At 66.4% G+C, this 23,554-nt stretch carries 27 protein-coding genes; 14 read left to right on the top strand and 13 right to left on the bottom strand.

What is annotated here, in order from left to right:
- Window positions 1-2 precede the first annotated feature (2 nt).
- Entirely contained in the window at window positions 3-692 is a 690-nt protein-coding gene (locus ACW9UR_RS11280; protein WP_458917062.1) for a rhomboid family intramembrane serine protease, read from the bottom strand.
- An 89-nt stretch (window positions 693-781) separates the two neighbouring features.
- Here ACW9UR_RS11280 and trpS point away from each other — a divergent pair, with 89 nt between their 5' ends.
- The 10 genes from trpS to ACW9UR_RS11230 all read left to right on the top strand — a co-directional run bounded on the left by trpS (window position 782) and on the right by ACW9UR_RS11230 (window position 9,717).
- Complete coding sequence (gene trpS, locus ACW9UR_RS11275) at window positions 782-1,834, top strand: tryptophan--tRNA ligase (protein WP_458917061.1); 1,053 nt, start codon at window positions 782-784, stop codon at window positions 1,832-1,834.
- 58 nt (window positions 1,835-1,892) lie between these two features.
- Window positions 1,893-2,351, top strand: a complete 459-nt coding sequence (locus tag ACW9UR_RS11270; RefSeq protein WP_458917060.1) for a universal stress protein — start codon at window positions 1,893-1,895, stop codon at window positions 2,349-2,351.
- A 90-nt stretch (window positions 2,352-2,441) separates the two neighbouring features.
- On the top strand, window positions 2,442-3,002 hold the full coding sequence (locus ACW9UR_RS11265) for a NifU family protein (protein WP_458917059.1): 561 nt from the start codon (window positions 2,442-2,444) through the stop codon (window positions 3,000-3,002).
- Between the two features lie 7 nt (window positions 3,003-3,009).
- On the top strand, window positions 3,010-3,654 hold the full coding sequence (gene tsaB, locus ACW9UR_RS11260) for a tRNA (adenosine(37)-N6)-threonylcarbamoyltransferase complex dimerization subunit type 1 TsaB (RefSeq protein ID WP_458917058.1): 645 nt from the start codon (window positions 3,010-3,012) through the stop codon (window positions 3,652-3,654).
- On the top strand, window positions 3,644-4,072 hold the full coding sequence (locus tag ACW9UR_RS11255; protein ID WP_458917057.1) for a GNAT family N-acetyltransferase: 429 nt from the start codon (window positions 3,644-3,646) through the stop codon (window positions 4,070-4,072). The genes tsaB and ACW9UR_RS11255 overlap by 11 nt, the downstream gene beginning before the upstream one ends.
- A 136-nt stretch (window positions 4,073-4,208) precedes the next feature.
- A complete protein-coding gene (locus ACW9UR_RS11250) occupies window positions 4,209-5,210 on the top strand; it encodes a BMP family lipoprotein (RefSeq protein WP_458917056.1) in 1,002 nt (333 codons plus the stop codon).
- 5 nt (window positions 5,211-5,215) lie between these two features.
- Entirely contained in the window at window positions 5,216-6,799 is a 1,584-nt protein-coding gene (locus ACW9UR_RS11245; protein ID WP_458917055.1) for an ABC transporter ATP-binding protein, read from the top strand.
- Window positions 6,796-7,896, top strand: coding sequence for an ABC transporter permease (locus tag ACW9UR_RS11240; RefSeq protein ID WP_458917054.1), 1,101 nt, complete (start codon window positions 6,796-6,798; stop codon window positions 7,894-7,896). Before ACW9UR_RS11245 ends, ACW9UR_RS11240 begins: the two co-directional genes overlap by 4 nt.
- The gene (locus ACW9UR_RS11235) at window positions 7,896-8,924 is read left to right on the top strand and encodes an ABC transporter permease (RefSeq protein ID WP_458917053.1); all 1,029 of its coding nucleotides are present in this window, start codon (window positions 7,896-7,898) and stop codon (window positions 8,922-8,924) included. Before ACW9UR_RS11240 ends, ACW9UR_RS11235 begins: the two co-directional genes overlap by 1 nt.
- A gap of 1 nt (window position 8,925) precedes the next feature.
- A complete protein-coding gene (locus tag ACW9UR_RS11230) occupies window positions 8,926-9,717 on the top strand; it encodes a purine-nucleoside phosphorylase (RefSeq protein ID WP_458917052.1) in 792 nt (263 codons plus the stop codon).
- On the opposite strand, the gene ACW9UR_RS11225 is transcribed toward ACW9UR_RS11230, so the two are convergent.
- The 3 genes from ACW9UR_RS11225 to ACW9UR_RS11215 form a co-directional block, all read right to left on the bottom strand.
- Window positions 9,714-10,457, bottom strand: coding sequence for a TlyA family RNA methyltransferase (locus tag ACW9UR_RS11225; protein ID WP_458917051.1), 744 nt, complete (start codon window positions 10,455-10,457; stop codon window positions 9,714-9,716). The genes ACW9UR_RS11230 and ACW9UR_RS11225 overlap by 4 nt on opposite strands.
- Window positions 10,454-12,295: an ABC transporter ATP-binding protein gene (locus tag ACW9UR_RS11220; protein ID WP_458917050.1), complete on the bottom strand. Its 1,842-nt coding sequence runs from the start codon at window positions 12,293-12,295 to the stop codon at window positions 10,454-10,456. Before ACW9UR_RS11220 ends, ACW9UR_RS11225 begins: the two co-directional genes overlap by 4 nt.
- Before the next feature lie 129 nt (window positions 12,296-12,424).
- Window positions 12,425-14,263, bottom strand: coding sequence for an ABC transporter ATP-binding protein (locus tag ACW9UR_RS11215; RefSeq protein WP_458917049.1), 1,839 nt, complete (start codon window positions 14,261-14,263; stop codon window positions 12,425-12,427).
- Window positions 14,264-14,522: 259 nt separating this feature from the next.
- On the opposite strand from ACW9UR_RS11215, the gene hemF reads away from it, so the two are divergent.
- Window positions 14,523-15,422, top strand: coding sequence for an oxygen-dependent coproporphyrinogen oxidase (hemF, locus tag ACW9UR_RS11210; RefSeq protein ID WP_458917048.1), 900 nt, complete (start codon window positions 14,523-14,525; stop codon window positions 15,420-15,422).
- A gap of 5 nt (window positions 15,423-15,427) precedes the next feature.
- On the opposite strand, the gene ACW9UR_RS11205 is transcribed toward hemF, so the two are convergent.
- Window positions 15,428-15,631 carry a hypothetical protein gene (locus tag ACW9UR_RS11205; protein WP_458917047.1) on the bottom strand — a complete coding sequence of 68 codons (204 nt, stop codon included), beginning with the start codon at window positions 15,629-15,631 and terminating at the stop codon, window positions 15,428-15,430.
- Window positions 15,632-15,714: 83 nt separating this feature from the next.
- Here ACW9UR_RS11205 and soxR point away from each other — a divergent pair, with 83 nt between their 5' ends.
- Complete coding sequence (soxR, locus tag ACW9UR_RS11200) at window positions 15,715-16,176, top strand: redox-sensitive transcriptional activator SoxR (protein WP_458917046.1); 462 nt, start codon at window positions 15,715-15,717, stop codon at window positions 16,174-16,176.
- Here the strand turns inward: soxR and ACW9UR_RS11195 are convergent.
- On the bottom strand, window positions 16,173-16,553 hold the full coding sequence (locus tag ACW9UR_RS11195) for a SnoaL-like domain-containing protein (RefSeq protein WP_458917045.1): 381 nt from the start codon (window positions 16,551-16,553) through the stop codon (window positions 16,173-16,175). The two genes, soxR and ACW9UR_RS11195, sit on opposite strands and share 4 nt — an antisense overlap.
- A 146-nt stretch (window positions 16,554-16,699) precedes the next feature.
- Here ACW9UR_RS11195 and ACW9UR_RS11190 point away from each other — a divergent pair, with 146 nt between their 5' ends.
- Window positions 16,700-17,278, top strand: a complete 579-nt coding sequence (locus ACW9UR_RS11190; RefSeq protein WP_458917044.1) for an NAD(P)H-dependent oxidoreductase — start codon at window positions 16,700-16,702, stop codon at window positions 17,276-17,278.
- Here ACW9UR_RS11190 and ACW9UR_RS11185 read toward each other — a convergent pair.
- Genes ACW9UR_RS11185 through hslO form a run of 3 tightly spaced genes read right to left on the bottom strand, consistent with a single transcriptional unit; the run spans window position 17,257 to window position 20,067 of the window.
- The gene (locus ACW9UR_RS11185; protein WP_458917184.1) at window positions 17,257-18,375 is read right to left on the bottom strand and encodes a CCA tRNA nucleotidyltransferase; all 1,119 of its coding nucleotides are present in this window, start codon (window positions 18,373-18,375) and stop codon (window positions 17,257-17,259) included. The genes ACW9UR_RS11190 and ACW9UR_RS11185 overlap by 22 nt on opposite strands.
- A 47-nt stretch (window positions 18,376-18,422) precedes the next feature.
- Window positions 18,423-19,079 carry a CoA pyrophosphatase gene (locus tag ACW9UR_RS11180; protein WP_458917043.1) on the bottom strand — a complete coding sequence of 219 codons (657 nt, stop codon included), beginning with the start codon at window positions 19,077-19,079 and terminating at the stop codon, window positions 18,423-18,425.
- Window position 19,080: 1 nt separating this feature from the next.
- A complete protein-coding gene (hslO, locus tag ACW9UR_RS11175) occupies window positions 19,081-20,067 on the bottom strand; it encodes an Hsp33 family molecular chaperone HslO (protein ID WP_458917042.1) in 987 nt (328 codons plus the stop codon).
- Between the two features lie 110 nt (window positions 20,068-20,177).
- Here hslO and ACW9UR_RS11170 point away from each other — a divergent pair, with 110 nt between their 5' ends.
- Window positions 20,178-20,618 (top strand): NUDIX domain-containing protein, encoded by a 441-nt coding sequence (locus ACW9UR_RS11170; protein ID WP_458917041.1) that lies wholly within the window; start codon window positions 20,178-20,180, stop codon window positions 20,616-20,618.
- On the opposite strand, the gene ACW9UR_RS11165 is transcribed toward ACW9UR_RS11170, so the two are convergent.
- From ACW9UR_RS11165 to ACW9UR_RS11150, 4 genes are read right to left on the bottom strand one after another with little or no spacing between them, the layout of a single operon-like run.
- Window positions 20,615-21,055: a YaiI/YqxD family protein gene (locus ACW9UR_RS11165; RefSeq protein ID WP_458917040.1), complete on the bottom strand. Its 441-nt coding sequence runs from the start codon at window positions 21,053-21,055 to the stop codon at window positions 20,615-20,617. The two genes, ACW9UR_RS11170 and ACW9UR_RS11165, sit on opposite strands and share 4 nt — an antisense overlap.
- Window positions 21,052-21,882, bottom strand: a complete 831-nt coding sequence (gene fghA / locus ACW9UR_RS11160) for an S-formylglutathione hydrolase (protein WP_458917039.1) — start codon at window positions 21,880-21,882, stop codon at window positions 21,052-21,054. The genes ACW9UR_RS11165 and fghA overlap by 4 nt, the downstream gene beginning before the upstream one ends.
- A gap of 12 nt (window positions 21,883-21,894) precedes the next feature.
- The gene (locus ACW9UR_RS11155) at window positions 21,895-22,815 is read right to left on the bottom strand and encodes an AEC family transporter (protein ID WP_458917038.1); all 921 of its coding nucleotides are present in this window, start codon (window positions 22,813-22,815) and stop codon (window positions 21,895-21,897) included.
- Between the two features lies 1 nt (window position 22,816).
- Window positions 22,817-23,539, bottom strand: a complete 723-nt coding sequence (locus ACW9UR_RS11150; protein ID WP_458917037.1) for an NYN domain-containing protein — start codon at window positions 23,537-23,539, stop codon at window positions 22,817-22,819.
- Between the last annotated feature and the right edge of the window lie 15 nt (window positions 23,540-23,554).

Below are 23,554 nucleotides of genomic sequence, written 5' to 3'. Positions count from 1 at the left end.
GCTCAGCGACCGCGCAGTTTGGCCCGCAGCCTCTGGACCCCGCCCGGCGCGGCAGGGGCGGCCAGCACGAAGCCGGTCACGAAGCCCGCGATCTCGGCGAAGAAACTGTACCACCGTCCCTCGATCACCACGAAGAGCAGCTGCAGACCGACAAGAATGCCGATCAGCTGGAACGCGGCATAGGGATTGCGACCCATCCGGTCCGCCATGGTCCAGAGGCACCAAGTGTACATGCCGATCAGGCCGTAGGCGACGGGATAGGCCCCGTAGAGCGGCGCGCCCGCGTCGCTGGTCAGCCCGAACGCGACCGCGCCCGCAATGGTGCAGGCCACGAGAACCAGCACGAAGGCGACCGGGCGAAATATCCTGGCGGTGAAGTTCCCCAACGCCAGCAGCAGCACGCAGGCGAACAGCGCGTGGGTGAAGCTGGCGTGCACCACCGGGTAGGTCAGGAATCGCCACCAGCTTCCGGCGGGCAGGGTGCCGGTTGCCGTGAAGGAATGCCAGATGGTGTCGTAGAATGCGAAGCTCTGCAGCGCCTGTACCCGCCACTGGATCGCGGTTGGGCCGCCGATCAGGCCGCGCGCGCCCAGCTGAAAGGCCATCTCGACCACGGCGATGATCGCTACCATGCCCAGCACCACCGGCGGGATCGGGTTGATCGGCGAGGCGTTGTGGTTCGGATCGTACATCGGGCGCTCCTTGTAAGCCGGCCTGTTGACGCGGATCGGGCACGGGGCGATAAGCGCCGCGGTTTAATCACAACTCCGGATCGAATTCCATGCGCGAGGCCACCACGGACGAAACGTCCACGGCAAATCACACTCGGCGCGTCTTCTCCGGCGTCCAGCCCACGGGCAAGCTGACCCTGGGCAACTATCTGGGCGCGGTGAAGCGCTTTGTCGATTTCCAGCAGGACGATTGCGAGACCATCTACTGCATGGTCGACTTGCACGCGATCACTGCCGGCTGGCCGGGGCAGCAGGAACTGGCCGACGCGACGCGCGCCGTGGCCGCCGCCTACATCGCCTGCGGGCTCGATCCGCAGAAGTCGATCCTGTTCAACCAGAGCCAGGTCCCGGCGCATACGCGGCTGGCCTGGATCTTCAACTGCGTCGCGCGGATCGGCTGGGCCAACCGCATGACCCAGTTCAAGGACAAGGCCGGGAAGAACACGGAAAACGCCAGCGTGGGACTGTACACCTATCCCGCGCTGATGGCGGCCGACATCCTGACCTATCACGCCACCCACGTGCCCGTGGGCGAGGACCAGAAGCAGCACCTTGAGTTCGCGCGCGACACCGCGGCGAAGTTCAACAACGACTATAGTGCGCCCGACTTCTTCCCTTTGCCCGAACCTATGATCTCGGGCGCGGCGACCCGCGTGATGAGCCTGCGCGACGGCACCAAGAAAATGTCCAAGTCCGACGCCTCGGACATGAGCCGGATCAACCTGACCGACGACGCGGACACGATCGCCAAGAAATTCCGCAAGGCCAAGACCGACCCCGAGCCGTTGCCCGAGACCCTGAAGGGCCTCGAGGACCGGCCCGAGGCGCGGAACCTGGTCAACATCTACGCCGCGCTGGCCGAGACCTCGGCAGAGGCGGTGATCGCGGAGTACGCGGGCGCGCAGTTCGGTACGTTCAAGCCGGCTCTGGCCGATCTTGCGGTGGCGAAACTGTCGCCGATCACCGCGAAGATGGACGAGTTGCTGGGCGACAAGGCCGAACTGGACCGGATCCTCGGCGATGGCGCCAACCGCGCCGCCGAAATCGCCGAACCGATCCTCGACCGGACCTACGAGATCGTCGGCTTCATCCGAAGCCGGTGAGCCGCTTGCGCATCCCGCCCGCTTCGACCACGATGCGCCGGAAGTGAGGGAGACGGGGATGCGCAAGTTTCTGGTGGTGCTCGACGATACGCCCGAGTGCCTCAACGCCATGAGGTTCGCCGCGCTGCGCGCCGCCAAGACTGGCGGCGGTGTGGAACTACTCGGGGTGATCGCCCCAGAGGAGTTCCAGCACTGGATCGGTGTGGGCGAGGTCATGCGGGCCGAAGCCCGCGAGAAGATCGAGGCGCATTTCGAGGTGTTCCGCGACCGTATGGAAAAGGTCGAGGGCGTGACCCCGACGCTGGTGATCCGCGAGGGCGAGAAGGCCCGAGAAATCATCGAGCACATCCGCGAGAACCCGGAGATCGGTGTTCTCGTGCTCGGCGCGGGCACCAAGGGCGACGGGCCCGGCCCGCTCGTGACGGAACTTGCCGGACGCCGGGTCAGCGAAATGCCGGTGCCCGTCACCATCGTTCCGGGCAACATGACCAAGGAAGACATCATCGCGGTGACGTGATCCCGCGGGTCAGTTTAGAAACGTTCCAAGATGCTTGACTTAATTTCTCAAGATGCCCAGATTGGGTGCCTGTGAGATTGGAGGCAGACGATGTTCATCCAGACCGAATCGACGCCGAACCCGGCGACGCTGAAGTTTCTTCCGGGGGAGACCGTCCTGCCCGCCGGGACCGCTGATTTTCCGTCGGCCGAGGCCGCGGGCTCTTCGCCGCTTGCCAGCCGCCTGTTCGGCGTTGACGGCGTGACCGGCGTGTTCTTCGGCCCCGACTTCGTGACCGTGACCAAACAGGACACCGTGGACTGGGCGCATATCAAGCCGGCGATCCTTGGCGCGATCATGGAGCATTACCAGTCCGGTCAGCCTGTGATGCAGGGCGACAGCGGCTCGGTCGGCCATGCGGACCATGACGGCCCCGACGGCGAGATCGTGAGCCAGATCAAGGAGCTGCTGGATACCCGCGTGCGTCCCGCCGTGGCGCAGGACGGTGGCGACATCACCTTCCACGGGTTTGAGCGTGGCGTGGTCTACCTGCACATGCAGGGTGCTTGCGCGGGCTGCCCGTCGTCGACCATGACGCTAAAAATGGGGATCGAGAACCTGCTCAGGCACTACATCCCCGAAGTGACGGAAGTCCGCCCGGTGGCGGCCTGATCCGACGATGAAGATCCTCGCGCTCGACACGGCCGGACCCCATTGCGCGGTAGCCGTGACCGAGCGGGACGAAGTGCTCTGCTCCCTTTCCGAGGGCATGGACCGGGGCCAGGCGGAACGCCTGGTCCCGATGGCCCAGACCGCGCTGGAAATCGCGGGGCTGGGCTGGCGCGAGCTTGACGCGATCGCCGTCGGGATCGGCCCCGGCAACTTCACTGGCATCCGCATCGCCGTCGCCGCCGCGCGGGGCCTCGCGCTCGCACTGGATATTCCATCCATTGGGGTCAGCACCTTCGATGCCCTCGCCCATGAGCACTCCGGGCCTCTGCTGGTCGTCCTCGACGGGCGCCGTGGCCGCTTCTACCTCAAGGGTTACGGCTCGGCCGAGATGAACCCGCGCATCGCCGATCCGATCGAACTGCGCGGGTTCGACCTGCCCGAGAACACGCTGGTTCTGGGCCACAGGGCGCAGCAGATCGCGGACGATCTTTCGCTCAAGGCAGGACCCGACACCGAGGTACCCGACCCCGAAGCCTTCGCCTTCGCTGCGGCGATGATACAGGATCCTTCCGCCCCGGCGCCGCTTTACATGCGCGCGGCCGATGCGGCGCTGCCATCCGAAGCGCCTCCGCCAATTCTCGATGACGCCTGAGGCGCTGGCGGTTCTGCACGCCAAAGCCTTTCCAGGCCCGCCTCGCCCCTGGACCGCCGAGGAGTTCATCGAGTTGCTCGCAAGTCCGTCGGTCCTGCTGCTGACCGAGGACGAGGCCGGATTCCTGGTTGCGCGCATCGCCGGTCCCGAAGCCGAACTGCTGACGATCTGCACCGCACCCGAGGCGCGCCGCCGCGGCGTGGGGGCCGGCCTGCTTTCCCGGCTGGACGAGCACCTCGTTTCCCAAGGCGTCGAGGAACTGTTTCTGGAGGTGGCCGAAACCAATGCGGCGGCCCGGGCGCTTTATGCTGCCGCGGGCTTCGTGCAGCGGGGGCATCGCAAGGACTACTACATTGATCGCGGCACCGTTCGCGTGCATGCGCTGGTGATGGGCAAGTCTTTGGCCGCCAAGCCCTGATTGCCGCAGGGATACGCTTGAAAAGTCATTGACCGGCCTTGGCCTCTCGGCCTTACTGTGCACAGTTTCGCATCCGCCAGAGACACCATCCGCACACGGAAGGGCGACGGCAGAAACCAACTGTGGAGGTTGACCGATGAAATTCGTATCCGCGCTCGTGGGCGCTGCTGCCGTACTGGGCGCGACGACTGCCGCCTACGCGCAGGACTTCAATCCTGCCGTGATCTTCGACCTGGGCGGCAAGTTCGACCGCTCGTTCAACCAGGCCTCCTATGAGGGCGCCGAGCGCTTCAAGGAAGAGTTCGACATCGAATATCGCGAGTTTGAGATCCAGTCGGACGCGCAGCGCGAGCAGGCCCTGCGCCGCTTCGCCCAGCAGGGCAACAACCCGATCGTCGCCGCCGGCTTCGCGCAGCAGTCCGCCATGGAAGCGGTTGCCGCCGAGTTCCCGGACACCCAGTTCACGATCATCGACGCGGTGATCGACCTGCCGAACGTCCGCTCGGTCGTCTTCAAAGAGCACGAGGGCTCTTACCTGGTGGGCGTTCTGGCGGCGATGGCCTCTGAGTCGGGTACCGTCGGCTTCGTCGGCGGCATGGACATCGGCCTGATCCGCAAGTTCGCCTGCGGCTACGTTCAGGGCGTCAAGGCGGTGAACCCGGACGCCACCGTGATCCAGAACATGACCGGCACGACCGGCGCGGCCTGGAACGACCCTGTGAAGGGTGGCGAGCTGGCGAAAAGCCAGATCGATCAGGGCGCTGACGTGGTCTACCACGCCGCCGGCGGCACCGGCCGCGGCGTTCTGCAGGCCGCCGCCGACAACGGCGCGCTGGGGATCGGCGTCGACTCGAACCAGAACTACCTGCATCCGGGTCAGGTCCTGACCTCGATGCTCAAGCGTGTGGACGTCGCCGTCTATGACGCGTTCAAGGCCTCGATGGACGGCAATTTCGAGCCGGGCGTGCAGGTCCTGGGCCTTGCCGAGAATGGTGTCGGCTATGCCGTTGACGAGAACAACGAGGAACTGCTGAGCGACGAGATGACCGCCGCCGTCGAAGAGGCCAAGGCCAAGATCATCTCCGGCGAGGTCGAGGTCCACGACTACACTGCCGACGACAGCTGCCCGGTGAACTGAGGCAGATGAGCGTCACCGAAGACATCTCGGGGCAGCCGGAAACGGCTGCCCCTTCCGCACCCGCCATCGAGTTGATCGGCATCTCGAAGGCGTTTGGCCCGGTTCAGGCCAACAAGGACATCTCGATGAAAGTGGCGCGCGGCACGATACATGGGATCGTGGGCGAGAACGGCGCCGGTAAATCGACGCTGATGTCCATCCTCTACGGCTTCTACAAGGCCGACAAGGGCGAGATCCGCATCGGCGGGGTCCCCACCCAGATCCACAATTCCGACGATGCCATCAAGGCGGGCATCGGCATGGTCCACCAGCATTTCATGCTGGTGCAGAACTTCACCGTGCTGGAGAACGTCGTCCTCGGGGCCGAGGACGGGCGGCTGCTGAAGCCCTCGCTTTCGAAGGCGCGCAAGCTGCTGACCGAACTGGCCCATGAATACGAGCTTGAGGTCGATCCCGACGCGGTGATCCACGACCTCGCCGTGGGCTTCCAGCAGAGGGTCGAGATCCTCAAGGCGCTGTACCGTCAGGCCGACATCCTGATCCTCGACGAGCCCACCGGCGTGCTGACCCCCGCCGAAGCGGACCACCTGTTCCGCATCCTCGAGGGCCTGCGCCGCGAGGGCAAGACGATCATCCTGATCACGCACAAGCTGCGCGAGATCATGGCGATCACCGACACGGTCAGCGTGATGCGGCGCGGCGAGATGACGGCGACGGTCAAGACCTCCGAGACCAGCCCTGCGGAACTGGCCGAGCTGATGGTTGGCCGCCAGGTGCTGCTGCGCGTAGACAAGAAACCGGCGCAGCCTGGCAAGACGTTGGCGGAAATCCGGGGCCTTCGCGTCACCGACCGCGACGGAGTCGAGCGACTGAAGGGCATCGACCTCGATCTGCGCGCCGGTGAAATCCTCGGGGTCGCCGGGGTTGCCGGCAATGGCCAGTCCGCGCTGCTGGAAGTGCTCGGGGGCATCACCGAGGCGTCGGGTGGCACCGTCACGCTGAACGGCGAGACGCTGGACCTGAAGGGCGGCGACGACGGCAAGGACCGCCGCAACCGGGGCATCGCCCATGTCCCCGAGGACCGGCATCGGCTGGGCATGATCATGCCCTTCGCCGAATGGGAGAATTCCTGTTTCGGCTATCATGATCGTCCGCAGTACCAGAAGAACCGCTTCCTGATGGACCGCCGCGCGATGCGCGACGACGCCCGCGAGAAAATCGAGAAATACGATATCCGCCCGCCCAGTTGCGACCTGGCGGCGGCCAACTTCTCGGGCGGAAACCAGCAGAAGATCGTCATCGCGCGCGAGGTCGAGAGCGACCCGGATGTGCTTCTGGTCGGCCAGCCCACCCGCGGTGTGGACATCGGCGCGATCGAGTTCATCCACAACGAGATCGTCGCCCTGCGTGACCGGGGCAAGGCGGTGCTGCTGGTCTCGGTCGAACTGGACGAAATCCTGGGCCTTTCGGACCGGATCGTCGTGATGTTCGACGGCAAGATCAGCGGCGAGCGGTTGCCGTCCGAAACCGACCAGAACGAACTGGGCCTGCTGATGGCCGGCATCGACCCGAAGGAGGGCGCCGCATGAAGACGATGCCGCGCTGGGTGGACCTGTTCCTGATCCCGGCCATCAACGTGTTCCTGGCCTTCCTTGTCGCGGGCCTAGTGGTGCTGTTCATTGGCGAGGATCCGCTGCGGGCCATGCGGATCATGATCCAGGGCGCGCTGGGGTCGGACTATGGCATCGGTTACACGCTGTTCTACACGACCAGTTTCATCTTTACCGGGCTTTGCGTCGCGGTGGCCTTCCACGCGTCGATCTTCAATATCGGCGGCGAGGGGCAGGCCGGCGTCGCAGGCATCGGCGTCGCCATCGTCGCGCTGTCACTGGACCAGACGCACTGGCTTCTGGTTCTGCCGCTGGCGGTCATCGGGGCCAGCCTGTTCGGGGCCGCCTGGGCGGCGATCCCGGCCTATCTCAACGCCAAGCGCGGCAGCCATATCGTGATCACCACGATCATGTTCAACTACATCGCCGCCGCGCTGCTGATCTATGTGCTGAACGCCTATTTCAAGGTGCCCGGCTCGATGGCGCCGGAAAGCCGCCGCTTTGCCGAAGGGGCGCATATCCCGCGGCTCGACCAGATGGCGGACTGGATCGGGATCGAGATGGCGCGCACGCCTGCGAACATAAGCCTGCTGCTGGCACTGCTGGCCTGCTTCCTGCTGTGGCTGCTGATCTGGCGCACCCGCTTCGGCTATGAGTTGCGCGCCTTCGGCCAGTCGGAACCGGCCGCGGTCTATGCCGGTATTGCGCCGTTCCGGATCATCATGGTCACCATGCTGATCTCGGGCGCGCTGGCAGGGATGATGGCGATCAACGTCGTGCTGGGCGAGTTGCAGCGGCTGAACCTCGACAGCGTGCAGGGCGCGGGCTTCGTCGGGATCGCGGTGGCGCTGATGGGTCGCTCGCACCCGGTTGGCGTGATCCTCGCGGCGTTGTTGTTCGGGGTGCTCTACCAGGGCGGCGCGGAACTGGCGTTCGAGATCCCTTCGATCCCCAGCCAGATGATCCTGACCATCCAGGCGCTGGTGATCCTGTTCACCGGAAGCCTCGAGAACATGGTCCGCTTCCCGATGGAGCGTCTGTTCCTGTTCCTGCGCATGCGGAAGGAGGCCAATTGATGGAACTGGCCGAGATATTCCAGCTGTTCGACAGCACCCTGCGCAACGCGACGCCGCTGCTGCTGGCCTGCTTGGCGGGCCTATTCTCGGAGCGGTCTGGGATCTTCGACATCGGGCTCGAGGGTAAGATGCTGGCCGCCGCCTTCGCCGCCGCCGCCGTCGCCGCCTGGGCCGCCGCGCCCTACGTGGCCGATCCGTTCCCGGGTCAGATCTCCGGGCTGGGTCTTGGGTGGACCGCTGCGATCATGGGCGTCCTGGCGGGGATCTTCGCCTCGATCCTGATGGCGCTGCTGCACGGGTTCGCGTCGATCACGCTCAGGGGCAACCAGCTGATCTCGGGTGTGGCGATCAACTTTCTGGCCGCCGGGGCGACAGTGCTGATCGGCGAGTCGCTGTTCTCGATGGGGGGGCAGACGCCGCAGCTGACGGGCAACGCGCGGTTCTCGGGCCTCGACCTGCCGCTGGCGGACACGCTCGGCGGCATCCCGATCCTCGGCCCGTTCTATCGCGACGTGCTGTCGGGGCAGGTGATCCTGGTCTACGTCGCGCTTCTGGCCGTGCCGCTGACCGCCTGGACCCTGTTCTCGACCCGCTTCGGCCTGCGCCTGCGCGCCGTGGGCGAGAATCCCGGTGCGGTGGACACGGCGGGCGTCTCGGTGGTGCGGATGCGCTATTCGGCGGTGCTTATCGCGGGTGTTCTGTGCGGCATCGCGGGGGCTTATCTGTCGATGGGCACATCGGCGGCCGGGTTCGTGAAGGACATGACCGCCGGTCGCGGCTTCATCGCGTTGGCGGCGCTGATCTTCGCCAAGTGGCGGCCCTATCCGGCGCTGGGCGCGTGTCTGCTGTTCGGCCTGCTCGAGGCGATCGGCTCGAAATACCAGAACGTCGATATCGGTCTGTTCGTGATCCCGGTCCAGTTCATGCAGGCGCTGCCCTACATCCTGACCGTGGTGATCCTGGCGGGGTTCATCGGCAAGGCGATCCCGCCCAAGGCCGGCGGCGTGCCTTATGTAAAGGAACGTTAGGATGCAGCAACTGCTGGACACGATCACCGCCAGGGCGGGCAGCGAGCCCGTGCGCCTGGGCCTGATTCTGGGCTCGGGCCTCGGCGGGCTGGCCGACAGCGTGGACGGGGTGGCGATCGACTATGCCGACCTGCCCGGCTTCCCGCATGCGGGTGTCTCGGGGCACTCACCCAAGCTGGTGATCGGCAATCTCGAAGGCGTGCGCGTCGCCGTTTTCGGCGGTCGCGCGCACTACTACGAAAAGGGCGATCCCACCGCCATGCGCCTACCGCTGGAGGTGCTTAAGGCACTGGGCGCCGAGCAGCTGATCGCGACCAATGCCGCCGGTTCGCTGCGCGACGGCATGGGGCCGGGCGAGCTGATGATGCTGTCCGACCATATCAACTTCTCGGGGCTGAACCCGCTGATCGGCGAAACCACCGACGCGCGCTTCGTCAACATGGGCGACGCCTATGACCGGCAGATGCGCGGCGCGCTGGCGGATGCCGCCCGCCGCGCCTCAGTCACCCTGCACACCGGCGTCTATGCATGGTACTCGGGCCCCAGCTTCGAGACCCCGGCCGAGATCCGCGCGTTGCGCATCCTCGGCAGCGACGCCGTCGGCATGTCGACCGTCCCCGAGGTCATCATCGCCCGGTTCCTGGGTCTGCGGGTTGCCGCTGTCAGCAACATCACCAACATGGCCGCCGGCATGTCGACCGAGGTGCTCAGCCACGAACACACCAAGAAGATGGCCCCGATCGGCGCAACCAAGCTGGAGCAGGTGCTGCGCGCCTATCTCAAGCGGCTCTAGCGTTTCGTCGCGGCCAGCAGCCACTCGACATTGCCATCGCTGCCGGGCACCGGGCTTTCCGTGCTGCCCAGCAGCTCCCACCCCTGAGCCTCGACCCAGGCCGAGACATCGTCCAGCGCCTTGCGCCGCAGTCCCTCGTCCTTGACGATGCCGCCTTTGCCGATGTCCTGAGGTGTCAGCTCGAACTGCGGTTTGACCAGCGTGACCAGCGTCGCGCCCTGCCGTGCGGCGGTCAATGCAGGACCGAGAGCCTTGGTCGCCGAGATGAACGATACGTCGCTCACCACCCAGTCGGGATGGCCCAATATGGCCTGATCCATATCGCGGGCGTTCACACCCTCGCGCAAGTCGATCTTCGGGTGATCCCGCAGCTTCGGGTGCAATTGCCCCCGGCCCACGTCCACCGCGATCACATGCGCCGCGCCGCGCGCGATCAGCACCTCGGTGAAGCCCCCGGTCGAAGCGCCTACGTCCACCGCCCGCGCGCCTTGTGGCGACAGCATGAACCGGTCCAGCGCATGGACCAGCTTCAGCGCCGCGCGCGAAACCCACGGGTTGGTCTCGCCGGTCACGGCCACCTTTTGCCGCCCCACCTTGGCCGAGGCGCGCAACACGGTTTGACCGTCCACGGTCACGGCGCCTGCGCGGATCATCTCGGCGGCGCGGGCGCGGCTGTCGGCAAGGCCAAGGGCGACCAGTGCCTGATCCAGACGAACGGGCGGATCGAACGCGTCGTTCACTCGGCAGCCTCCAGGTTCAGGAAGCCGCCCGATTGCCGGTTCCAGAAGCGCGCGTAAAGACCGCCTTTCTTCAACAGATCGGAATGGGTGCCCTCCTCGACCACGCGGCCCTCGTCGATCACCAGGATCCGATCCATCCGTGCGATGGTGGACAGACGGTGTGCGATGGCGATCACGGTCTTGTCCTCCATCACCTGTTCCAGCGCCGACTGGATCTCGGCCTCGACCTCACTGTCCAGCGCCGAGGTCGCCTCGTCCAGCAGCAGCACGGGCGCGTCCTTCAGGATCGCACGGGCCAGCGCGATGCGTTGCCGCTGCCCGCCTGACAGCTTCACGCCGCGCTCGCCCAGGTGCGCGCCATAACCCTCGCGCCCCTGGATGTCGCGCAGGGACTCGATGAACTCGTGTGCCTCGGCGCGGCGCGCGGCGTCCTCGACCTGCTCCGAAGTGGCATCGGGGCGACCGTAGAGGATATTGTCTCGCGCAGAGCGGTTGAACATTGCGGTTTCCTGCGTGACCATCGAGATCTGCGCCCGCAGGCTTTCCTGCTGCACGTCCGAGACATCCCGCCCGTCCACTGTGATATGCCCGCCCTCACGGTCGTAGAGCCGCAGCAGAAGCGAAAGCGCGGTGGATTTGCCTGCGCCCGAGGCGCCGACCAGTGCCACTTTTTCGCCCGGGGCGACCCGAAAGCTGAGGCCGTTCAGCCCGCCACTTTCGCGCCCGCGCCCATAGTGGAAGGTCACGTCATCAAAGACGATCTCGCCTGAAAGCGCGCCGATCTCGACCGCATCGGGTTTGTCGATGACGGCGGGCGGCGGGGTCAGCGTCTTCATCCCGTCCTCGATCTCGCCAATATGCGAGAAGATGCCCATGGCGGTAAAGCTGACCCATCCCGTCATCTGCCCGATCCGGGACGAGATGATCCCGGCAGTCGCAATTTCACCCGCCGTTGCGGCACCGCTTTCCCACAACATCAGCGCACCGCCGATCATCAGCACGGGCAGGGCCCCGGCAATGATGTTCAGCAGGATGCGGAACCGTGTCGACAGCCGCCCGAAGTCCAGTGCCGTGCCTCGAAACCTGCCAATTGACTGGCGGGCGGCATGCTCTTCACGATCCGTGTGCGCGAACAACTTGACCGTCTTCATGTTCGAAAGCGTGTCGACGACCTGCCCGGTCACGCCGGCCCGTGCCCCGGCCCGCGCCTTCGCGCGCGTGCGGATACGGGGAAGGAAATAGGTGATCAGGGCAAAATATGCCGCCAGCCATACCAGCAGCAGGATCGCCAGCCGCCAGTCCATGCCGCCGACCAGCAGCGCGGCGCCGATAAGCGTGGCGCTTGCGAAAACGACCGTGTTGCATATCTCGATCGCCGCTTCGGCTACGGCGCGCGAGGTCTGCATCGCCTTCTGCGAGATCCGCCCCGCAAAATCGTCGTCGAAATACTGGATATGCTGGGCCAGGACATGCCGGTAGAGCCGGGTCAGCACCAAAGGCGTGATATTCGGGCCGAGTGTCAGCGAGGACATCGCTGCGCTCAGTCCCAGGATCGCTGGGCGCAGGAACAGGTAGAACGCGGCGACGGCAAGCAGGATCGGCCATTGCTGGGCCAGGTATCCACCGCCCTCATGCGCCAGCGCATCGTCGATCACCCAGCCGATCAGAAAGGCCGAGGCAATCTCGGTCAGTCCCGAAAGGCCGCTGAGAACCGCGGCCGCGCCGATCCACCGCCATGCACCGGCAAGCGCCCAGGTGACGAATCCCCTGAGACTGCCGCCCGGCGGCGGGCCGTCGGCATATTGGAATGGGGCAATCAGGCTAGAGAATGCGAACATGCGGAAAATTCCGGGCCTAGGGATAGTCAGATTTGGCAGGTGCGGCGTGGCTGGCCGGTCGCTGGCGATCCGCGCGCATTGGGGCGCACGGATCACTATCTAGCGCGGGGCGGGCGGCGTCCAGCCGCCTCACTCGGCAGCCTCGGTCCCAAGGAACCCGCCGGACTGCCACGCCCACAGCCCGGCATAGATGCCGCCCTGCGCCAGCAGCACGTCATGGGTGCCGTCCTCGATCACCCGGCCCTGGTCCAGCACGACGATCCGGTCCATCCGCGCGATGGTCGACAGCCGGTGCGCGATGGCGATCACCGTCTTGCCCTCCATCACGCCGTAGAGCGTGTCCTGGATCGCGGCCTCGACTTCGGAATCCAGCGCCGAGGTCGCCTCGTCCAGCACCAGGATCGGGGCGTCCTTCAGGATCACCCGGGCAATCGCCATCCGCTGCCGTTGGCCGCCCGAAAGCTTCACGCCGCGCTCGCCCACATGGGCGTCATAGCCGCGCCGGCCCTGCGGATCGGCCAGGTCGCGAATGAACAGGTCCGCCTCGGCCCGCCGCGCGGCGCGCATCATCTCGGCTTCGGTCGCGCCGGGGTTGCCGTAGAGGATGTTCGCCCGCACCGACCGGTGCAGCAGCGAGCTGTCCTGCGTCACCATGCCGATCTGCGCCCGCAGGCTGTCCTGGGTGACGTCGCGGATCCGCTGGCCGTCGATCAGGATCTCGCCCCGCTCGGGGTCGCGGAACCGCAGCAGCAGGTTCACCAGGCTCGACTTGCCTGCGCCGGAACGGCCGACCAGCCCGACGCGCTGCCCCGGCTCGATGGTCAGGTCGATCCCGTCCAGTCCGCCCTGGCCCTTGCCGTAGTGGTGGCTGACGCCCCGGAACGCGATCCGACCCTCGGTGACCTGCAAGCGTGGTGCCTCCTGCCGGTCGGTCACGGTGTGTGCATGCGCAATGGAGCGCAGCCCCTCGCGGATCACACCCGAATGCTCGAACAGGCGGATGGTGACCCAGCTGATCCAGCCGCTCATGCCGTTGAGCCGGATCGTCAGCGCCGAAGCGGCGGCCACCTCGCCCACGGTCACGATCCCAGCGGTCCACAGCCACAGTGCCGGGCCCAGCACGCCGACGATCAGCAGGCCGTTCAGGACGGTCAGGCTCAGCGACAACTCGGTCATCAGCCGCAAGAACCGCTGGAACCGCAGCCGGTGCCGCCGCATGGCGGACTGGACATAGCGCTCTTCGCGGTCGCCGTTTGCGAACAGCTTCACGCTTTCGATGTTGGCATAGGCGTCGACCACCCGGCCCGTCACCATCGACCGCGCGTCCGAGGTCTTCTCCGACGCCGAGGCGACGCGCAGCGCGACGGACCGGACGTAGAGCATGTAGATCGCCAGCCAGATCGCCAGCGGGATCGCCAGCCGATAGTCGGTCTCGCCCAGGACGATCAGTGCGCCCAGCACATAGGTGACCGAGAACCAGATGCCCTCGAACGCCATGTAGGTCGAATCCTCGACCGCCGGGCCCATCTGCATGACCCGGTTCGTCAGCCGCCCCGCGAAATCGTTCTGGAAGAACGAGGTCGATTGGCCCAGCAGGTGCTTGTGCGCGCGCCAGCGCACCTGGTCCTGCATGTTCGAGGCCAGCGTCTGGTCCAGCAGCAGGTGATTCAAAGTAATCGCCATCGGCCGCAGCAGCAGGATGAAAGCGGTCGCCAGTAGCAGCTCGAGCCCGTGGGTGGACCAGAACTCGGAGGCGGGCGTCGCCGAAAGCAGATCGACGACCCGGCCGGAATAAAAGATCAGCCCGGCCTCGATCAGCGCGACCAGCGCGCCGGAGAAGGCTAGCCAGACCAGCACCTTGCGGAACGGGCCATACTGCGTTTTCAAGTAGGCCCATAGGGTCGAAGGCGGCGTGTGCGCCTCGAATGGCTGGAAAGGATCGACTAGGTTCTCGAAACGGCGGAACATGACAGACTCCGGACGGGCGGAAAGACGACAGCGGTCTTTGGAAAAAGGCTCAGGTTGATGAAAGAAGGGCGGCGGACGCGCCCCTGCTGGAGCGGCTTGTCAGCGTCGCTTTGGGATCCAGCAGTTTATCATCAACATACCTCCGTCTTGAGTCGATTTGCTGATACACGAAATGCGACGACCTGTCAGCCTTCAATCCGGTTGACAGCGCGCAACCGGCGGACTTGAGTGCCGCCCGATCCGACGGAAGGGGCCGAGCATGACGGAAACCGACATCTTCGACGACCGCAAGGCACGCGCCTCTGCCTGGTTTACCGAGCTGCGCGACCGCATCTGCGCCGCGTTCGAGGCGATCGAGGACGCGCAGGACTGGGGGCCGCACAAGGACCTTCCTGCCGGCCGGTTCACGCGCAAGGAAACCCGCCGCGCCTCGGACGGCGAGGCCGACGCCGGCGGCGGCGTGATGTCCGTCATGCGCGAGGGCCGGGTGTTCGAGAAGGTCGGCGTCAACATCTCGACCGTCTACGGCCAACTGGGCGACCGGGCGCAGAAAAGCCTGACCGCCCGCAAGGAAATCCCCGGTCTCGAGGAGGACCCGCGCTTCTGGGCCAGCGGCATCAGCCTTGTCGCCCACATGCGCAGCCCCAAGACGCCCGCGGTCCACATGAACACGCGGATGTTCTGGACCCCCGGCGCCTGGTGGTTCGGCGGCGGTGCCGATCTCAACCCGATGGTCGAGGACGCCGAAGACACCGCCCATTTCCACGCCGCGCTCGAGGCCGCCTGCGACCGGCACGACCCCGGCTACTACCCACGCTTCAAGGCCTGGGCAGACGAGTACTTCATGATCAAGCACTGGAACGAGCCGCGCGGCGTCGGCGGTATCTTCTACGACGATCACTGCACTGGCGACTGGGAGGCGGACTTCGCCTTCACCCGCGATGTCGGCGAAGCGTTCCTCAACGCCTTCATTCCGGTCACCGAGCGGCATCTGAGGGAGCCCTGGACCGAGGCTGACCGCGAGTGGCAGCTGGTCAGGCGCGGCCGCTATGCCGAGTTCAACCTGGTCTATGACCGCGGCACCCAGTTCGGCCTTCACACCGGGCACAACCCCGAGGCCGTACTGATGAGCCTGCCGCCCGTCGCGAAATGGCCCTGACCCCCTCACCATAAGCTGTGGAACCTGTCGCGGGGGCTATGGTCCTCGACACTTGGTAGCCCCATGTCCTTGCGCAGGTACGGGTCCAGCCTGGATGCACGCACCAGCGTGCGCCGGTGGCGGCGGCGTGCCACCCAGTCCTGCAAGAGGGTCACGAGCCATGCGGTCCAGCCGAAGCGGGCAGGGCGGCTGCGGGCGACATGCGTCATCGGAATGCTCCTTGCATCGAATCGTTTGGCGGGTAACCTGCTTCCTCAAGTCCACTTGAGGTCAAGCGTCTTTGCCCCGGAATGTGTCCACGAAACGCCGCAGCGCCGATCTTTCTGTCGGAGAGCTGGGCGCCCGCACCGGTGTGGCGGTCTCGGCGCTGCACTACTACGAAAGCCTCGGCCTGATCCGCAGCTGGCGCACGGCGGCCAACCACCGCCGCTATGACCGGGCGATGCTGCGTCATGTCTCCATCATCAAGGTCGCGCAGAAACTGGGCGTGCCGCTGGCCGAGATCGGCGAGGCGCTTCAGGCCTTGCCGCAGGACCGCACCCCCGACACCCACGACTGGAAGGCCATGTCGGAGCGCTGGGGTGCGTCGCTGACCGAACGCATCGACAAGCTTGTCTGGCTACGCGACAAGCTCGACTACTGCATCGGCTGCGGATGCCTCTCGGTGAAGCACTGCCCGCTCTACAACGCGGACGATCATCTGGGCACGGAAGGGTCGGGCCCCCGCAGGCTGGACCCCGACCCGCAGGGCTAGACCTGCATGTAGAACGCCTCGTGCGCGATCTTGCCCTTGTCATTCAGGGTATAGACCGCGACCTCCTTCATCTGGGTGCGATTGCCCGACGCCTTCTCGGTCGCGTCGATCTCGAAGATCACCGAGAACTGGTCGTCGCCATGCAGGTAGGGGCCATCGACACTGCCGCCATGCACTTCGAAATTCTCGGCCCACCAGGCGTGCTTGCCGCGAATACCTTCAAGGCCCTTCGTTTCACGGCCCGCTCCGCTGAAATCGGACGCTTCGACCGATACGGCGTCCGAAGCGTAAAGCTCGTTCAGGCCCTTTTCCTCGTTCTGGGTGCGGCAGTTCTCGACCAGCTGATTGGCCACGGATTTCAGAGTATCGCTTGGCATCGTATCCCCCATGATTAACGATGTTCGCTATATGTTCACGCTACCCGATGCATGCGATTCGAACAACGGCGAAGCGGCTTGACCCAGATCATGGGGGACCGGATTGGCATCTGTACTGTCACCCCCTGACAGCCGAGGGGGACGGAATGACCGACATCGTCATCATACAGGGCCATCCGGACAGCACGCATCCGCACTTCTGCCACGCGCTGGCCGAGGCCTACCGCAAGGGCGCCGAGGCGGCGGGGCATGGGGTCACTATGCTCGACGTGGGCGCAGTCGATGTCGTGCCCTTGCGCGATCCGGCGGAGTGGAAGGCGGGCGGCGGTCCGGACTACGCGGCCGAGGCGCAGCGGGCGATCATCGCCGCGCAGCATGTCGTCCTGATCTATCCGCTCTGGATGGGAACCATGCCAGCGCATCTGAAGGCCTGGCTGGAGCGTGTCTTCACCGAAGAGTTCGCCTTCGACATCACCGCGAAAGGATGGACGCCGAAGCTCAAGGGCCGCTCGGCGCGGGTGGTGGTGACGATGGGCATGCCGGCGTTCTTCTATCGCTACTTCTTCTTCGCCCACAGCCTGAAAAGCCTGCGCCGGAACATCTTGGGCTTCGCCGGGTTTGGTCCGATCCGCGACTCGCTGGTCGGTACCGTCGAGGCCGAGGACCCCTCGGGTCGCCAGAAATGGCTCGATCGGATGGAGGGCTATGGCCGCCGCGCCGCCTGAGCCAGCAGCGCCGCCTTGTCCAATGTGAACTGGCTTTCGACCCAGGCTGAATGCAGGCGCTTCAGCTCCGCGCCAAGCTCCGGCCCCGGGTGGTAGACATCCATCAGGTCTCGCGCCGACAGCGGGAAGACCGCTGTAGAGCCGACCTCGATTCCGTCGCGCCAGTCCGGCGGCAGCGGCATTTCAAGCGAAGCGGTGCGGATCAGCGCGGCATCCTCGGCGACCTCGGCCCCGAACCGTTCGGCGGCGGCGTGGTCGGGAAGGGCGCCGTCAAGGCACTCCCGTACATGCTCCAGGTACCGGGCATCGGCGCGGGACAGGCGCAGCGCATCGGCCCGGTCGCCATTGCCCAGCGACGCCAGTCGCCGGAGCCAGCGGATCGGCACCCCGGCCCGCCCCTCCAGATGCACCAGCACCGGCAGGGTGTCCGCGACGGCGCCGGGCAGCGCCCGCGCCAGAATCCCGGTCTGCGCCATGGCGGCGACAGCGGGAGCCGGGTCTTCCGCGCCCAGCAGCTTCGCGACCTCGCTGCCGATTCGCTCCCGGCTGACCGGGACCAGTGCCTCGTCGGCCTCGGCCACGGCAGCAAGCCCCTCGGGGTCCAGCCCCTGCGCCGGATCGCCGTAGATTGCGCTGAAGCGGAAGAAGCGCAGCACGCGAAGGCCGTCCTCGGCGATGCGCTCGGCAGCGTCTCCGATGAAGCGCACGCGACGCGCATTGAGGTCCGGCAGTCCGCCGATCGGGTCGACCACCGTGCCCGTTCCGTCGGCGTAGAGCGCGTTCATGGTGAAGTCCCGCCGCGCGGCGTCCTCGGCGATATCCTTGGAATAGGCGACGACCGCACGCCGCCCGTCGGTCTCGACGTCGCGGCGGAAGGTGGTCACCTCATGCGGCTCGTCGGTGACCAGCGTGACGGTTCCGTGGTCGATGCCGGTCGGCACCGCCTTGATCCCGGCAGCTTCGGCCAGTTTCAGCACCTGCTCGGGGTGGGCGTCGGTGGCCATGTCGATGTCCGAGACCGGGCGTTCCAGCAGTGCATTCCGCACGCAGCCGCCCACGAAATACGCCTGATGTCCGGCGTCCGTCAGCACCCGCATCACCGAGGACGTGCCGGGGGCGGTCACCCAGTCTGCGGTGATCCGCGTCACGACGCGTTGACCCGGTCCGACAGCGTCTTGAGGATGCGGGCGGTCGCGCCCCAGATGTAATAGGGGCCATACGGCACAGCGTAGTAGGCGCGCTTGCGGCCCTGCCAGTCCCGCTCGTGCACCTGGAAATTGCTCGGGTCCAGCAGGAAGGCCAGCGGCACCTCGAACACCTCGGCGACCTCGGCCTCGGCCGCGCGCACGGCAAAGCCGGGGGCAACGCGGCCCACGTGCGGTTCGACGTCGAAGCCAGTGACGGTCTCGTGTCGCGGCATCACACCCAGCGAGGTCACGAGGGTCGGGTCCAGCCCGATCTCTTCCTCGGCCTCGCGCAGGGCGGCGGCCCAGTTGTTGGCGTCGTCATCGTCCACGCGTCCGCCGGGAAAGGCGATCTGCCCCGGATGCGCCTTCAGGCGGCGCGAGCGCCGGGTCAGCAGAACCCCGGGCCCGTCCGGGCGCTCGACCAGGGCAATCAGCACGGCGGCGGGCTTGAGTTTGCGATTGGGGGGCAGGGCGGCCTTCACGTCCGGCGCCAGGTCGAAATCCGAGGAATCGCCGGGCCAGGGACCGCGCAGCGCGCGTTCGAGCGTGCGGAAGTCCGGCGCGACCGAAGCCGCGCCGGAAACGGGGGCGGCCATTCGGGCGGCCCCGCTCATGTCACTCTTTCGCTTCGAACCCGAGCGTTTCGGGCTCGAATTCATAGTGTGCGCCACAGAACTGGCAGTCGGCGGTGACCTTGCCCTCGTCAGTGGTCATATGGGCGATGTCCTTGGCCGAGTAGATCGACAGGGACTGCACCACCTTCTCAGGTCCGCAAGTACAGCCGAAATGCACCGGCTGCACGTCGAAGACGCGCGGCTGTTCTTCGTGGAACAGCCGGACCAGCAGGCTGTCGGGCGTGACATGCGGCCCAATGAGCTCGGTCGTTTCGGCGGTGTCCAGCAGCGTGTTCACCCGGTTCCAGTTCTCGGCATCGCCACCGTCCAGCAGGTCGTCCCGCGTCAGCAGGCCGCCCTCGCCCGAACCTTCCTGCGCGACCGAGGGCGAGGCCTTGGGCATGTGCTGCACCATCACCCCGCCGCCGCGCCACGCGGCCTTGTCGCCACCGGGTACCGAGGCCTGCGCCATCGCCAGCGCGAACCGCGTCGGCAGCTGCTCGGACTGCGCAAAATAGGTCTCGGCGCAGGCGGCGAGCGAGCCGCCCGTCAGTGGCGTGATCCCCTGGTAGGGCACCATGCCTTCGCCCTGATCGATCAGGATCGCGAACATGCCCTTGCCCAGCATCTCGAACGGCTCGCCGGGGTGCAGCGAGATCAGGCTTTCGTCATAGCTGGCATAGGCGCGCACGCGGCCCGGCTGGCCCTCTTTCTTTGGGCCGAAATAGTCGGTCGCGATCAGCCGGATCGGCCCGTCGCCGCGGATCTGCAGCGACAGCTTCCAGCGCAGCTTGATGGTCTGCCCGATCAACGCCGTCAGCAAGGCGGCCTCGGCCACCAGCGCCTCGACCTGCACAGGGTAGCTGTGCTGGTCCAGGATCGTCTGCAGCGAACGGTCGAGCCGGGCCACCCGGCCGCGGATATCCGCCCGGTCAAGTTGGAACGGCAGGACGGTGTCGTCCCACGCGATGGCTTCTGCGGTGGTCATGGCTAAGCTCCTTACTGGCGCAAGATCGCCAGGAAGTCACCCAGATAGTAACCTGAGAGCGGCTTGCCAACCCTTGCGCCGCGGGCAGGTTCGGGGCACAGGCTTGCGCCATGAGACGTTTCGGCCAGCCCCCAAGACCGGGCATCCGCTACACCGACCGCCCCGGTGCATACGGCATCATCGCGGGCCGTGAGGGCCTACTGGTGACCGAACAATCGCAGCCTTGGCTCGAGATCCAGCTGCCCGGAGGCGGGATCGATCCGGGCGAGACGCCCGTGCAGGCCCTGGTCCGCGAAGCGCGCGAGGAAACCGGCTGGACGATCCGCATCCGCCGCCGCCTCGGCATATACCAGCGCTATACCTGGATGCCGGAGTACAAGCTCTGGGCCCGGAAGGTCTGCCACGTCTACCTGTGCGCCCCTGGCCTGCGCCTCGGCCCGCCGCACGAGGCAGGCCACCGCGCGCTCTGGCTCGACCCCGCGCACGCCGCCGAGGTCCTCGGCAGCTCGGGCGACGCCTGGCACGTCGCCCGTCACTTCCGCCTGGGCTAGGACTGCCGTAGCAGCATTTCCAACCGGTCGAGAAACCGCGAGCGGTCCGCCTTCGAGAATGGTCGCCCGCCGCCCTGCAGGAACGGGTCCGAGGCCCTCAGATCCGCCATCAGGTCCCGAGTCGCCAGCCGCGGCCCGATGTTCTTCTCGGTCAGCAGCTCCCCGTCATGGGTAATGACCCTGGCGCCCGCCTCGATGCAGCGGGCGGCCAGAGGCAGGTCGGCGGTCACGCACACGTCCCCCGGCCCGGCATGATCGGCGATCCACTTGTCGGCCTCGTCCGGTCCGTCGGGCACAACGACCACCTGAACCAGCGGATCGGCGACCGGCCGAAGCCCGCCATTGCAGACCAGTTTCACGGCCCGCTTGTGGCGCGCGGCCACCCGCTGGACCTCGGCCTTTACCGGGCAGGCGTCGGCATCGACGTAGATCGTCACCCGTAAAGCGCCTCGGCGTGGAACGCCATGTGGTCCGAGAAGAACGACGACATGAAGAAGTAGCTGTGGTCATAGCCCTTCTGCATCCGAAGGATCGCCGGCTGGCGGCGTTCCGCAATCGCGGCGGCCAGCGCCTCCGGCTTGAGGAGGTCGAGAAACTGGTCGTCGGTGCCCTGGTCGATCAGCAACGGCAGGTCCAGGCCCCTCTCACGCATCAGCAGGGTCGCGTCATGCGCCGCCCATTTGCTCTCGTCCGCGCCGAGATAGGCCGAGAACTGCTTGCGCCCCCAGTCCGAGGCCGTCGGATGCGCGATCGGCGCGAACGCCGAGACCGAGCGGAACCGCTCGGGCTCGCGCAGGGCGATGGTCAGCGCGCCGTGCCCGCCCATCGAGTGCCCGCAGATCGACTGCGCGCCCTCTTCCAGGTCGAAGTTCCGGAACAGGATCGTTGGCAGCTCCTGGGTGATGTAGCTGTACATGTTGAAATGCGGCGCCCAGGGCGCCTCGGTCGCGTCGACGTAGAACCCCGCCCCCTGACCCAGATCGAACGCGGTGTCGTTGGCGATCTCCTCGCCGCGCGGCGACGTATCGGGAAAGACCACGGCGACGCCATGCTCCGCCGCCCAGCCTTGCGCGCCTGCCTTTGTCATGGCGTTCTCGTGCGTGCAGGTCAGCCCCGACAGATACCAAAGCACGGGCACCGGGCGCAGCGCGGCCTGGGGCGGCAGGTAGACCGCAAAGGTCATCGGGCAGCCGCAGACGTCGCTGTCATGGCGATAGACGCCCTGCACGCCTTCGAAACAGCGGATCTCCGAAAGGGTTTCCATGGGCAGGCTCCTTCAGTTCACCAGCGCGATCACCGCCGACAGGGTGACGACGCTGATCGTCGTGGACACGAGAATGGTGGACGAGGCGCGCATCGGCGCAACCCCGTAATGCTGCGCGATGATATAGACGTTCCCTGCGGTCGGCATGGCGGCGGCGGCAATCATTACCCCGACCAGCTCGGCGGGCAGCGCGAACACGTACCAGGCCAGCGCCCCGACGGCGAGCGGATGCAGCGCCAGTTTCGACGCACTCAGCCAGAGCGCCACGCTCAACCGCTCTGCCGACTGCGCAGCGAGCGAGGCGCCGATGGCAAACAGCGCACCAGGGGTCGCCGCGCCGCCCAGAAGGTCCAGGAAATCCGCCGCCGCGCCGGGGATCGGCAGCGCCAGCGCAGACCAGAGCAGGCCCGCCGCCATCGACATGACCATCGGGTTCTTCAGCAGGCCCGTGATCACGCGACCCGCCAAAGCCAACCCGACGCCCCCGCGCGCGGCGACGAGGATCACCACGATCAGCGAACCGAAGAAGATCAGATCGACGCTCAGGATCATCAGGATGGGGCCGGCCGCTTGTGGGCCCAACAGGACGGTGAGCATCGGCAGGGCAAGGAAGCCCACGTTACCGATCACGCCGCACTGCGCCTCGATCGCGGCCTCGGCGAAACCGACACCCCGGCGCAGTGCGACCACGGTGACGACCAGATACAGCGTCAGAGTGGCGAAGAAATAGGCCAGCGCGAGGTCGCGGTTGAAGATCTCCTCAAAGGGCAGCTCCGAGGCGAAGTTGAACAGCATCGCCGACAGCGCGAAGTAGAAGACGAATTTCGTCAGCGCTGCCACCTCGGCGGGCCCGAACAGCCGGATCCGCGCCGCGCCATAGCCGCAGCCCACCACCAGGAAGAAGGGCAGCGTCTTGAGGAAGATCTCCAGCATGTCAGCCGCCGGACTTGCGCCGGCGCGGCTTCAGCTTGACGTAATGGGCATTGCCCTCCGAGCGGACCTCGTACTCGTTGGCCGCCCGGACCAGGTCGATCAGCTTGCGATAGCCATAGGTGCGGGGGTCGAAATCGGGATAGCGCTTCGACAGCTGCTGCCCGACGACCCCGAGGTTCGCCCAGCCCTCGTCATCCTCGACGTCGCGGAAGGCGTTGCGCAGAAGTTGCAGGCCGCGCGCGATGGTCTCGCCCTTTGTGTCGGGCGCAGGGGCTTCGGACTGCCCACCGAGGTTCTCGATGAAGATGAAGCGCTTGCAGGCCATGCGGAACGCCTCGGGTGTCTTCTGCTGGCCGATGCCGTAGACATCCTTGCCCTGCTCGCGGATGCGCTGCGCCAGCCGGGTGAAATCGCTGTCCGAACTGACAAGGACGAACCCGTCGAACCGCCCGGTGTGCAGCAGGTCCATCGCATCGATCACCAGCGCGATGTCGCTGGCGTTCTTGCCGACCGTGTTCGCCGGCTGGTGATGCGGCACGATCCCGAGCGCGGCCTGCTCGTTCGACCAGCCGCGCATCGCCGAGGACGAGAAATCTCCGTAGATCCGCCGCACACTCGCTTCGCCCAGCGTTGCGATCTCCTCGAATATCGCGGTCGCGGCCTTGTACGAGGTGTTGTCGGCATCGATCAGGACCGCAAGCAGCGGAGTGGGTTGGTCAGCCATGGGTGCCATCTCCCG

It is taken from the genome of Halovulum sp. GXIMD14794 (genome assembly GCF_054457455.1).
The sequence above is the reverse complement of the archived record's forward strand: the minus strand, read 5'-3'. Positions and strand labels throughout refer to the sequence as shown.